Below are 12,272 nucleotides of genomic sequence, written 5' to 3'. Positions count from 1 at the left end.
TATATTGCTCTTCTCTGGAAGATAGGCCACCGGCGCCGCAACGCCGAATCCATCTGGCTCAGCACATCCACACAAAGAAAGGCATTGATATGGCTGCCCCCGACATTGGCGACATCGCGCCCGATTTTTCCCTCCCTCGCGATGGCGGCGAATCCATCACGCTCTCCACGCTGCGGGGCAAGCCGGTCGTCCTTTATTTTTATCCCAAGGACGATACCAGCGGCTGCACGCAGGAAGCCATAGAATTCTCCCGCCTAAAAGGCGATTTCGACAAGATCGGCGTGCGCGTCATCGGCATGTCGCCGGATAGCGTGAAGAAGCACGACAAATTCAAGACGAAGCACGAGCTTGATGTCGAGCTCGTTTCCGACGAGGACAAGAATGTCCTCGAAACCTACGGGGTGTGGGTGGAAAAGAGCATGTATGGACGCAAATATATGGGCGTCGAGCGCACCACCTTCCTGATCGGGCCCGATGGCAAGATCAGGAAGGTGTGGCGCAAGGTGAAGGTGCCCGGCCATGCGGCCGAAGTGCTGAAAGCGGCGGAAGCCCTCGCATCGAATGTTGGCTAAGCCTTCATTAACCATAATGAAGTGTAATGGGCTCGTTCCTTCTCAATGAAAAGCAGGGCCGAGCCCGTGACCGATCAGCGCCTCCCCATTTTCGGAAAGCGAAAAGAGCCGCACACGATCATCATAGCGCGTGGGCAGAGCATCAGCCATTTCTCCATCCGCCCTTGGATGCTGCTTGCGGGCGGCTCTGTGTGCGCGCTCGTCGCGATCGGTTATCTGCTGGCGACCTTCTACTTGGTCATGCGGGACGATCTCATCGGCGCGAACATCGCCCGCCACGCACGCATGCAGCAACTTTATGAGGACCGGATATCTGCACTGCGCGTGCAGGTGGACCGGGTCACCAGCCGGCAATTGCTCGACCAGAGGATGATGGAGGAAAAGGTCGCCGAGTTGATCGAGCGGCAGAAGACCTTGAGCCTCCGCGATGGAAGGCTCGCTCCGCTACTGAAGCGCGCAAGCGATGTCGCCCTGCCGGAAAAGCCCGAGACGGCGCCGGAACAGCACACGCAGCTTCTGCCGGAGAATAATGATCCCGCCGATGCGGTGTTCCTGGGCATCGACCCCATCATCACCGGCCCGGTTCCCAAGGAAGGAGGACCCCAAAAGAGCGACATGCTGCGCCCTTCGGAGGGCCTCGCGGGGGAGTCGACGGCCGAGAAGGCCGAGGAAATCCTGCGGACCGTCAACCGCTCGCTCCGGCAGATCGAAACGGAACAGATTTACAAGGTGCGCAACCTGACCGAGAGCGCCTTCGAGACCGCCGATAATATCGCCGAGACCCTCAACGCCGCCGGACTGAAGATCGAAGGCCAGGATGAGAAGAACGGCATGGGCGGCCCGCTCATCGCACTCGAATCCCCGGCGGAAAGCGTCGCGAATTTCGACCTTCAGCTACAAGACCTCGATACCGCGCTCGACCGGCTCGACCGGCTGAAGAAGACTGTCCGCACCCTGCCTCTCGCCAATCCCGCGCCCGGCATGCCGGTGACGAGCCTCTTCGGCGTCCGGCGCGATCCTCTCATCGGAACACCCGCCTTCCACGCCGGCATCGATTTTCGCGCGCAAAGCGGACAGCAGGTGAAGGCGACAGCCGCCGGCATCGTCACCAAGGCCGGGCGTAACGGCGGTTACGGCAATATGGTGGAGATCGACCATGGCAACGGCTTTTCCAGCCGCTATGCGCATTTGAGCCGCGTGCTGGTGCAAGAGAACCAGCGGGTACCCTTCGGTGCCTTGATCGGCGAAGCCGGCAATACCGGACGCTCGACCGGCACCCATCTGCACTATGAAATCCGCCGCAACGGCACGGCGATCAACCCGGCGAATTTTCTGAAGACAGGACGGCAGATCGAGCAGTTATTATAACGCCTGATGCTTGAACCAACCAAAATATTGTCTTACGTTACGCTTATCGATGGGGATAGAGTACGATCATGAGCAAGACGGCGACCCTTTCTTCAAAATTTCAGATATCCATTCCCAAGGCGATCCGTGACGCCCAGCATTGGGAGGCAGGTCAGATCTTTGCGTTTATTCCCAAGGGAGCGGGGGTCCTTCTAATGCCGGTCCCTACGGACGAGGAGCTTGCCGGTATTGCGAAAGGCGCTTCGCCAACTGAATATCGCGACCGGTCGGATCGCTACTAATGCGGCTTGTCGACACGTCGGCATGGATCGAGTGGCTAATAGACTCTCCTACGGGAAAGTTAATCGCGCAGCAGCTTCCGGAACGAATCGAATGGCTCGTTCCGACGATCGTGCAATTGGAACTAGCAAAATGGGCCGCACGAGCACTCGGCGAAGATAAGGCGGACGCTATCATCGCTTCCACCCAAGTGCGCCTTATAGCGCCACTCGACACTGAAATTGCGTTAGCAGCAGCCGAAGCTTGCAGAACACATGGGTTGGCAACGGCTGATGCCATTATATTTGCTACGGCCCGCGTCTACGGTGCCGATCTCATCACCTGCGATGCCCACTTCAAAGGATTGCCGGGCGTGCGACTGATCGAAAAGATCAAATCCCTGAATTGAGAGCCCGGCAAACAAATCGCCGGGCTCTCCTATAATCACGCAATATCCTCGACCGGTTCGCTGGTGCCGCCCTTTATGCGGTGGGCAAGCGCGGCTTCCATGAAGGGGTCGAGCGCGCCGTCGAGCACGTCCTGCGGGCTGGTGCTTTCAACGCCTGTGCGCAGGTCCTTCACCAACTGATAGGGCTGAAGCACATAGGAGCGGATCTGATGGCCCCAGCCGATATCGGTCTTCGAGGCCGCTTCGGCATTCGCCGCCTCTTCGCGCTTCTTCAATTCCAGCTCATAGAGGCGCGCGCGCAGCATTTCCCACGCCTTGGCGCGGTTCTTGTGCTGGGAGCGCTCCTGCTGGCAGGCAACCGCGATGCCGGTGGGCAAGTGCGTGATGCGCACGGCCGAGTCGGTCGTGTTGACGTGCTGGCCGCCCGCGCCCGACGAGCGATAGGTATCGATGCGGCAGTCGCTTTCATTGACTTCGATATTGATCGAGTCATCGACCACAGGATAGACCCAGACGCTGGCAAAGGAGGTATGTCGCCGCGCGTTCGAATCATAGGGCGAGATGCGCACCAGCCGGTGGACGCCCGATTCGGTCTTGAGCATGCCATAGCCATTGTGCCCCTTGACGAGGATGGTGGCGGACTTGATGCCCGCCTCTTCCCCGTCATGCACTTCCAGCACTTCAACTTTGTTGCCGCTGCGCTCGGCCCAGCGCGTATACATGCGCAGGAGCATCGAGGCCCAGTCCTGGCTCTCCGTGCCGCCGGCCCCGGCGTGCACTTCAAGATAGGTGTCGTTGCCGTCGGCCTCGCCCGAGAGCAGCGTCTCGATCTGGCGCTTGTCAATGTCGCGCTTCAACTGGCGGATGATTTCTTCCGCCTCCGCGACGATCGACTTGTCGCCCTCCTCCTCGCCCATGGCGATGAGTTCGATGCTGTCCTGCAATGATTGATTGAGGCGGCGGATTTCGGCTATGGCATCCTCAAGCTGCTGGCGCTCGCGCATCAGCTTCTGGGCTTCCTGCGCATCGTTCCAAAGCGTCGGATCCTCGGCCTTGTGATTGAGATATTCCAGCCTTTTCAGTGACTGATCCCAGTCAAAGATGCCTCCTCAGCAGGCCTACGCCCTGCTGGATTTCGTCGACCAACGACTCGATTTCGGCTCGCATTCGCGTATCAGTTCCTTGTTGTTTATTAGCAGATTGAAATCGCGGCGGAACATAGTGATAGCTCCGCCGCGTGTAAAGGCTTCTGCCTGCCTTGTCAGTAGAGACCGCCCGAGCCGGAAGTAATCGCGCGGTTGGCCTGCGGCGATTGCGGCACGACCGGTGTGCCCTCCTGGAAACTATCCATGCCGATGACCGAGTAGACATTGGCGGGACCGGTTCCCGGCTTGAAAGCCTCCATGATGATATCAGGACCGGTTGCGCCGGGGGCGGCTTCCATGCCGCTGCGGCGGTTGATGGCGATCAGCTTCATGCCCTCGGGGACGCGGAAATCCACCTTCGGCTTGCCGGCGAGCGCCTGCTCCATGAAATCCTTGAAGACGGGCGCGGCAAGGCCGCTGCCGGTCGCGCCATGGCCGAGCGGCGTCGGCGTGTCGTAGCCCAGATAAACGCCGACGACGAGATCGGGGGTGTAACCGACGAACCATGCATCTTTTTCGTCATTGGTGGTGCCGGTCTTGCCGGCGAGCGGACGGTCGAGGCTGGCGAGAATCGTCGCCGTGCCGCGCTGAACCACGCCCTCCATCATGGAGGTGATCTGGTAGGCGGTCATCGGATCGAGCACCTGGTCGCGCTCATCGATCAGTTCAGGCTCCGGTTGGTTGACCCAAGCGGTAGCGGTGCAGCCGTCGCATTTGCGCTGGTCGTGCTTGAAGATCGTCTTGCCGTAGCGGTCCTGGATGCGGTCGATCATGGAAGGCACGATGCTGCGCCCGCCATTGGCGATGATCGAATAGGCGGTGACCATGCGCAGCACTGTCGTCTCACCCGCGCCCAGCGACATGGCGAGCACAGGCAGCATCTTGTCGTAGATGCCGAAGCGTTCGGCATATTCGGCGACGAGATTCATGCCCATGTCCTTGGCAAGGCGCACGGTCATCAGGTTACGCGACTGCTCGATGCCGTAGCGCAGCGTCGAGGGGCCGGCGAACTTGCCCGAATAGTTCTTGGGCGCCCAGATGCCGAGCTCGCCGCCCTGATCCACCTCGATCGGCGCGTCAAGCACCACGGAGGCAGGGGTGTAGCCATTGTCCAGCGCGGCGGCATAGACGAAGGGCTTGAAGGACGAGCCGGGCTGGCGCATCGCCTGCGTGGCGCGGTTGAACTCGGATTCGGAATAGGAGAAGCCGCCGATCAGCGCCAGCACACGGCCCGTATGCGGGTCCATCGCCACCATCGCGCCCTGTATCTTCGGCGGCTGGCGCAGCATGTAATCGTTCTCGCTGCCGGCCTTCTTCTCGACGAACACGACATCGCCCGGCTTCAGCACGCCCTCGGGCGACTTCACCGAGGTGCGCTCGCCATTGACGATACGGCGATAGGCCCATTTCATGTCGGCGGCGGCGATGAAGCCGGTCTTGCGGTCCTTGGTGCGGGCGCCGGAAATGTCGCGCGGCGGCTGGATGCCGATTTCCGCGCCTTCCTTGCTCACGTCGAGAACGACGGCGAGCTGCCATTCGGGAACGTCGGCGAACGCCTCGATCTCGCCCAGCGGAACGCCCCAGTCGGACCCGAGGTCGATGTGCTTGAACGGGCCGCGATAGCCCCTGCCCTCGTCATATTTGATGAGCGCCCGATGGAGCGCGGCGCGCGCCATCACCTGCGTTTTCGGATCGAGCGTGGTACGTACCGACAGGCCACCCTCATAGAGCGCGTTCACGCCATATTTGTTGATGATCTGACGGCGCACTTCCTCGGTGAAATATTCGGACGCGAAGAGATTGGCGCCATTGGTGCGCGGCTTGACGCCCAGAGGTTCCGCCTTGGCCGCGGTGCCTTCCTCCGGCGTCACATAGCCGTTCTCCACCATGCGGTCGATGACCCAGTTGCGGCGTTCGATGGCGCGCTCGGCCTGGCGAAAGGGATGATAGTTCGCCGGCCCCTTGGGCAGAGCGGCGAGATAGGCCGCCTCGGCGATGGAGAGGTCGTTGACCGACTTGTCGAAATAGGTGAGCGCCGCGCCGGCGACGCCATAGGAGCCGAGGCCGAAGAAAATCTCGTTGAGGTAAAGTTCGAGAATGCGGTCCTTCGAATAGGCCTGCTCGATGCGCAGCGCCAGGATCGCTTCCTTGATCTTGCGGTCATAGGTCTGCTTGGAGGTGAGCAGGAAGTTCTTCGCCACCTGTTGCGTGATGGTGGATGCGCCGACCGGACGGCGGCCGGAGCCGACATTCTTGATATTGGCCACCACCGCGCGGGCGATGCCGCTGACATCGACACCCGGATGCTGGTAGAAATTCTTGTCCTCGGCAGAAATGAACGCCGCCTTGACGCGGTCGGGGATGACCTGAATCGGCAAATAGAGACGCCGTTCGCGGGCAAACTCGGCCATCAGGCTGCCGTCGACGGCGTGGATTCGGGTCGTCACCGGGGGCTCATACTGCGCGAGCACCTCATAGTTCGGCAGGTCCTTGCTCACATTGCCGACATAGAGGGCGACGCCGCCTGCCACCAGCAGGAAGGCCACCGCGCCTATCCCGAAGAAATATCCGATGAGTCTTACCATATGTATCCGGATTCCTGCCCTCAGAATTACCTGTGACCGCCAGGGGCGCAGGCCACCTCACGAAAACGCCTCATACGCAAGCTCAAGGGTACTGGCCGTCAAATGCGACAAAGACAAGGACGCGTTGCCGTAATTCAGAACTTAACCACGCGCGCTTTAGATTCGCCATGCGAAATGCTGGAAACCTGTTGCAAGGGAACCTCACTCCCCACTCCTGGTGACCGCCTGACCGTTCTTCAATGCGGCAAATGCCTTGACCGCTTCCGCCAGCCCGGTCGCCACACGGGTGCGCCAGGCCGGGTCGGTCATCAGCTTTTCATCCTCGGCATTTGAGAGATAGCCGATTTCCACCAGCACGGACGGCACGTCAGGCGCGCGCAGCACCTGGAAACCGGCGGCACGGTGCGGATTATTGATGAGATGGGTCTGGTTCTGGAGAGCATTGACCACCTTGCCCGCGAAACTCCATGAAAAGGCATGGGTTTCCCGGCGCATAAGATCCGCCAGAATATCGGAGACTTCGGGCGGCTCCTCATGGGTCACGCCGGCGGCGGCGTCCGATTTGTTTTCGCGTTCCGCCATGGCGCGCGCCATGGCGTCGGACGCCTTGTCCGAGAGGGTGTAGACCGTCGCGCCCCTTATATCGTGCTGGTTGATCGTATCGGCATGGATGGAAATGAAGAGATCGGCCTCATGCTGGCGGGCGATGCGCACCCGCTCGGAAAGGCGCAGGAATGTGTCGTCTTCGCGCGTCATCAGCACTCGCATATCGCCACTCTTTGCGAGAAGATCGCGGAACTCCCGCGCGAATGCGAGCGTCACGTCCTTTTCCTTCACGCCGTGCAGGCTTTCCGCGCCCGCGTCGATACCGCCATGGCCGGGATCGATCATGACGGTGAAGACATGCGGCGGCACGGGGTCGGGAGTCGTGCCGATGCGGTCGCCCTTGCGGGCCGCGCGCATCGCGCCGGTGCTCGCATTCTGCGTTTCGAGCGCCTGCGCGAATTCGCGGTCAGACGTAGCCACGATATCGGCCATCAGGCGGTAGCCCGGTGCGTTCTCGTTTTTCACGACGCGCACGCCCTCCACCTTGAAAGGGCCCTTGAGGGTGAGAATCATCCGCGAACGGTCAGTGCCGACCAGACCGTAGCGCACATGGGTGATGAGGCCGCGCGGTTCCAGCGATTTCTGGTCGAAGCCGAAATTCGCCTTGGGCAGGTCGATCACCAGCCGGTGCGGATGCGCGAGAAGAAGCGTGGACACCGCCGGCTCGCGGTCGAACATCACCACGACGCGGGTGCGCAGTTCGTCGCCGGCGGCCCGGAATGTGAGCGCGGCGAGCGCGCCATCGGCCTTGGCCGCACCCATCAGGGCGAGAAGAAACAGGAGGACGGTTCCGGGCACTTTCGCGAAGTGACGGAAAATATCGCTCTTCTCCCATTTCAAGAACAATGGCGGCATGGGCCCCTTCGTCATCATGTCTATTCGTAAACGAGGAGTAATTCGTTATGGTTAACGAAGCCTTGCCCCTGACATTCGGTCTTGTCATCGACCATATGAGGTCATAAAAGCAAGTCGGGTTACAAATTTGCCGTCGGAATCAATTCCGGCAATGTTGCGATAGCGCCAGGTTGTGGCGGGATTGCGGGGAACGGCAAAGGCGGGGCAAACGCTGGGTAACCGGCACGGAATTTGCGGGAAGCGACGGGAGTGTGTCCTTTCCGCTTAAACAAAGAGGTGAAGCGCGTCTCCCGGCGGCTTTACCGGCTCCAAGCGAGCATAAAAGGTCGGTCCGGCATTCCGGGCCATGTATGAGGTCGTTTCGTTCGGAACAGATAATGGGTCATATGGAATTGACCAGTGCCAGCCTGAATACCGTGATCGCCGCAAGGCAGTTGCGTGTGCGGGCCGCTCAATCTGCCCCAGCGAACCCAAGATTATCCGGCACGCGCGTGAACAGGAGGACGAACGCCTACCAGGCGTTGCTCGTCTCGCTCGTTCCGCGCATGCGCGCCGGTAGGAAAAACAATAATGTCGAACAAGATGCTAATAGACGCCTCCCACCAGGAGGAGACCCGCGTTGTCGTGGTTCGCGGCAACCGGATTGAAGAATTCGACTTCGAATCCGAGCACAAGAAGCAGCTCAAGGGTAATATCTACCTGGCGCGGGTGACACGCGTGGAGCCCTCGCTCCAGGCCGCTTTCGTCGAATATGGCGGCAACCGCCACGGCTTCCTCGCCTTCAGCGAAATCCATCCGGATTATTACCAGATCCCCGTCGCCGACCGTCAGGCCCTTCTCGAAGCGGAGGCAAAAGCCGCCAGCGAGGAAGATGAGGATGACGAAGGCAATGGCGGGCGCGAGGACAAGTCCCGCCGCAAGCGCAGGGACAAGCGCCGCCGCCCCGAAGATGCAGCCGTAAAGGCCGAAGCTGACGAGGACGAAGCGGCTGAGAGCGAGACGTCGACGGATGACGGGAGCGACGAAGCGGGCAACACCACCATCGCCGCCGCAGTCGAAGGCGACGTGATTTCCGAGGCGCTTTCGCAGGACGGCGACGAGGACGAAGCCGACGCCTTCGGTTCGTCGGGTGAGGACGAAAAGCGCCCCTCGTCCAGGCGTCGCCGCAAGGAAGCCTCCGACGAAGACCACGACGAGAACGACGTGGTGGAGTCGGTCGGCGCAGAGGATGCGATGGAGGAAGTGCCGACGCACCAGCGCTTCCAGCGCCGCCAGTACAAAATCCAGGAAGTGATCAAGCGCCGCCAGATCCTGCTGGTGCAGGTGGTCAAGGAAGAGCGCGGCAACAAGGGCGCGGCGCTGACGACCTATCTGTCGCTCGCCGGGCGCTACTCTGTGCTGATGCCGAACACGGCACGCGGCGGCGGCATTTCGCGCAAGATCACCAGCCTGCCGGACCGCAAGCGGCTGAAGGAAATCGTCACCGAGCTGGAAGTCCCGAAAGGCATGGGCGTGATCCTGCGTACCGCCGGGGCAAACCGCACCAAGGCGGAGGTCAAGCGCGACTATGAATATCTGATGCGGCTGTGGGAAAATGTCCGCGCCCTGACGCTGCAATCGACGGCCCCTAGCCTCGTCTATGAGGAAGGCAGCCTGATCAAGCGCTCGATCCGCGATCTCTACAACAAGGATATCAGCGAAATCCTCGTGGCCGGCGAAGAAGGCTATCGCGAGGCCAAGGATTTCATGCGGATGCTGATGCCGAGCCACGCCAAGGTGGTGCAGCCCTATCGCGATCCGGTGCCGATCTTCGCCCGCAACGGCATCGAGGCGCAACTCGACCGGATGCTGCAGCCGCAGGTGACGCTGAAATCCGGCGGCTATCTCATCATCAACCAGACGGAAGCGCTCGTCTCCATCGACGTCAATTCCGGGCGCTCCACGCGCGAGCATTCCATCGAGGACACCGCGCTCCAGACCAATCTGGAAGCGGCGGAGGAAGTGGCGCGGCAATTGCGCCTACGCGACCTTGCGGGCCTCGTCGTCATCGATTTCATCGACATGGAAGAGAAGCGCAACAACCGGGCCGTGGAAAAGCGGCTGAAGGATTGCCTCAAGGATGACCGCGCGCGCATCCAGGTCGGCCGCATCTCGCATTTCGGCCTTCTGGAAATGTCGCGCCAGCGTATCCGCGCCTCCGTGCTGGAAAGTACCATGCAGGTCTGCGCTCACTGCGCGGGAACGGGCTTCATCCGTTCCGCCTCTTCGGTGGGGCTGCATGTGATGCGCTCGATCGAGGAATATCTGCTGCGTCACTCGACGCACAACATCATCGTGCGCACGCCGGTTTCTACCGCGCTTTATGTGCTCAACCACAAGCGCAGGAACCTGGCCGATCTCGAAGCCCGCTTCGGCCTGACCATCGATATCGAGGCGGATGACAGCCTCGGCTCGCAGCAGCATCTCGTCATCGACCGGGGCACCCCGGCGCTTGGCCCCGTTTCTCCGGCGCCGATGGCTGCTTCCTATCCCGAGCCTGTCGAGGATGAGGTCGATGAGCCGGAAATCCTTGTCGAGGAGGAGGAAGAAGAAGAGGCTGGCGAGTCTGTAGCCGCCCGGGATGATCGCGCCGATGAAAACGGCCGCAAGCGCCGCCGCCGTCGCCGCCGCCGTGGCGGACGGGACCGCGACGGCCAGGAGAATGGCGCCGCCGACGCCCAGTCCGGCGCGGGCGAGCCGGGTGATGAGGACGAAGATGAGGATGGCGAGGACGCTCCGGCTTCCGCCGACGCCTCGGACGACGCGCGCGGCAAGAAGCGCCGCCGTGGACGCCGTGGCGGACGCCGGAACCGTCGCGAAGGCGAAGAGGCGATTGGCAGCGTGAAATCGGCGCCGGTATCGCCCGCCGAACCGGTGGGAGACGTCGCCGCACTGGAAGCGGCGCGCGCCGCGTCCATCGCCGCCGCCGTGGAAGCAGCGAAGGTCGAGGCTCCCGTGGAGGAAGCGCCGGTCGTTGTCGCGCCGGTCGAGGCCGAAACCGTATCGGTTCCCGTGGAAGATGCCGAGGCCGCAGCCAGCGTCGAGGGCACCGAGCAGCCCAAGAAGCCTGCACGCCGCCGTTCGGCCAAGGCGAAGCCGGTTGAGGAAGCAGTGGTGACGGCTGCCCAGGATCTCGATGCCGCACCGGTGGAGGAGAAGCCTGCCAAGCCTGCCCGCAAAAGCCGGAAGAAGGCCGCACCCGTGACGGAAGCTGCCGAGGCCGCCGATGGAGGCGCGCAGAGCGAACCTGCGGCGGAGACACCTGCCGTCGAAGAAAAGAGCGAGTCTGCGCCGCAGGAGGCCCCTGCCCCGGTGGTTCCGCCGATCGCCCCGCCTCCGGCAAGCGAGCCGGTCGTGACATCCAGCGCTTCCGATGAGGATTCGAAGCCGAAACGCGCCGGTTGGTGGCAGAAGAAGGGGTTCTTCTGAGAGAGCTTCAGAAACTTCAAAAAAACCGGCGGAAACGCCGGTTTTTTCTTTGGCGGTTCACAATTCCCATGCGGGGGGAACATCACCGGCAGCTACTCGTTCCCGACCAATATCGATCCGGCGGCGGGGTATCCACAGCTTAAGGAGAGATTGCCATGAAAGTCGGAAACTGCATGACAAAAGAGGTCAGGATCGTAAGTCCGGACCAGCCGATCCGCGAAGTCGCGCAGATAATGGAAAAGCTCGATGCCGGAGCGATGCCCGTGGGTGAAAACGACCGGTTGGTCGGGATGATTACCGACCGCGATATCGCGATCAGGGGCGTGGCGGCGGGCAAAGGCCCGGACACCAAGGTCCGTGACGTCATGAGCGCGGACGTCAAATATTGCTTCGAAGATGAAGATGTCGGCCATGTTCTCGAGAATATGAGCCATTTGCAGGTCCGCCGATTGCCAGTTCTAAATCGGGAAAAACGCCTCGTCGGCATTGTTTCCCTTGGCGACCTGGCCAAGGAGAAGGGTGAGCCGAAGGAGACGGGCGAAGCGTTGAAGGGCATTTCCCAACGCGGCGGGCAGCATTCGCAAACCCTTCATTGATGGCCGCGCGAAGGCCGGCTCCGCGCCGGAACACATAATCGGGAGCATTGGATCGAAACGCCTTTATTGCGCGTTAGGTATGACGCAGCCGTGTCATCGCGGTTGGCCATTCCGACGAAAGGACAAGGCAATGGTCCAGAATATGAACAAATGGTCGAAAGACGTGACCGAGCATGACAATCCCCTCGATTTGAAAACGGGCGTTTTTGCGCGGGGCGATGCCCAGGAAATCGCGGCCATGCTTCAGCGCTCGGCGGAGGAAAAGGGCGACGCCGATCCCTACCGCTCTGCCATGTCGATGCTGGACTTCTACATTAACCGCGCCGGCAGGAATCTGCCGGCGGAGCGTGAAACGGTGCTTGAGGAAGCAAAGAGCGAGCTTCGCCGGTTGTACGACCGAACAGCCTGAA

10 protein-coding genes are annotated in these 12,272 nt (G+C 61.4%); 7 read left to right on the top strand and 3 right to left on the bottom strand.

All coding sequences use genetic code 11. From position 1 onward, the window contains the following. The first annotated feature begins 89 nt into the window (after positions 1-89). The 4 genes from bcp (at position 90) to IEX53_RS03160 (ending at position 2,607) form a co-directional block, all read left to right on the top strand. Positions 90-572, top strand: coding sequence for a thioredoxin-dependent thiol peroxidase (bcp, locus tag IEX53_RS03175; RefSeq protein ID WP_188821374.1), 483 nt, complete (start codon positions 90-92; stop codon positions 570-572). A 45-nt stretch (positions 573-617) separates the two neighbouring features. Next, entirely contained in the window at positions 618-1,940 is a 1,323-nt protein-coding gene (locus tag IEX53_RS03170; protein WP_188821372.1) for a M23 family metallopeptidase, read from the top strand. 68 nt (positions 1,941-2,008) lie between these two features. After that, a complete protein-coding gene (locus IEX53_RS03165) occupies positions 2,009-2,221 on the top strand; it encodes an AbrB/MazE/SpoVT family DNA-binding domain-containing protein (RefSeq protein WP_188821370.1) in 213 nt (70 codons plus the stop codon). Further along, the gene (locus IEX53_RS03160; protein ID WP_188821368.1) at positions 2,221-2,607 is read left to right on the top strand and encodes a type II toxin-antitoxin system VapC family toxin; all 387 of its coding nucleotides are present in this window, start codon (positions 2,221-2,223) and stop codon (positions 2,605-2,607) included. The genes IEX53_RS03165 and IEX53_RS03160 overlap by 1 nt, the downstream gene beginning before the upstream one ends. 35 nt (positions 2,608-2,642) lie before the next feature. Here IEX53_RS03160 and prfB read toward each other — a convergent pair. The 3 genes from prfB to IEX53_RS03145 all read right to left on the bottom strand — a co-directional run bounded on the left by prfB (position 2,643) and on the right by IEX53_RS03145 (position 7,705). Next, positions 2,643-3,774, bottom strand: a protein-coding gene (gene prfB, locus IEX53_RS03155; RefSeq protein ID WP_188821367.1) for a peptide chain release factor 2 whose coding sequence is annotated in 2 segments (ribosomal slippage) — positions 2,643-3,704 and positions 3,706-3,774 — 1,131 coding nt in all. Because the reading frame shifts where the segments join, the coding sequence is not laid out codon by codon here. Between the two features lie 94 nt (positions 3,775-3,868). Further along, a complete protein-coding gene (locus IEX53_RS03150) occupies positions 3,869-6,337 on the bottom strand; it encodes a penicillin-binding protein 1A (RefSeq protein WP_188821365.1) in 2,469 nt (822 codons plus the stop codon). Positions 6,338-6,538: 201 nt separating this feature from the next. Next, the gene (locus IEX53_RS03145) at positions 6,539-7,705 is read right to left on the bottom strand and encodes an N-acetylmuramoyl-L-alanine amidase (RefSeq protein WP_236016030.1); all 1,167 of its coding nucleotides are present in this window, start codon (positions 7,703-7,705) and stop codon (positions 6,539-6,541) included. 663 nt (positions 7,706-8,368) lie between these two features. Between IEX53_RS03145 and IEX53_RS03140 the strand changes: the two genes are divergently transcribed. The 3 genes from IEX53_RS03140 (at position 8,369) to IEX53_RS03130 (ending at position 12,271) form a co-directional block, all read left to right on the top strand. Beyond that, positions 8,369-11,266 carry an Rne/Rng family ribonuclease gene (locus IEX53_RS03140; protein WP_188821363.1) on the top strand — a complete coding sequence of 966 codons (2,898 nt, stop codon included), beginning with the start codon at positions 8,369-8,371 and terminating at the stop codon, positions 11,264-11,266. A gap of 155 nt (positions 11,267-11,421) precedes the next feature. Further along, complete coding sequence (locus IEX53_RS03135; protein ID WP_188821361.1) at positions 11,422-11,862, top strand: CBS domain-containing protein; 441 nt, start codon at positions 11,422-11,424, stop codon at positions 11,860-11,862. Positions 11,863-11,992: 130 nt separating this feature from the next. Further along, positions 11,993-12,271, top strand: coding sequence for a DUF3175 domain-containing protein (locus IEX53_RS03130; RefSeq protein ID WP_188821359.1), 279 nt, complete (start codon positions 11,993-11,995; stop codon positions 12,269-12,271). Position 12,272: the final 1 nt, after the last annotated feature.

Origin of the sequence: Paramesorhizobium endophyticum (assembly GCF_014640615.1) — a bacterium.
Taxonomy (GTDB): domain Bacteria; phylum Pseudomonadota; class Alphaproteobacteria; order Rhizobiales; family Rhizobiaceae; genus Paramesorhizobium; species Paramesorhizobium endophyticum.
Note: the sequence above shows the minus strand (reverse complement) of the source record. Positions and strands in the feature narration are given on the sequence as shown.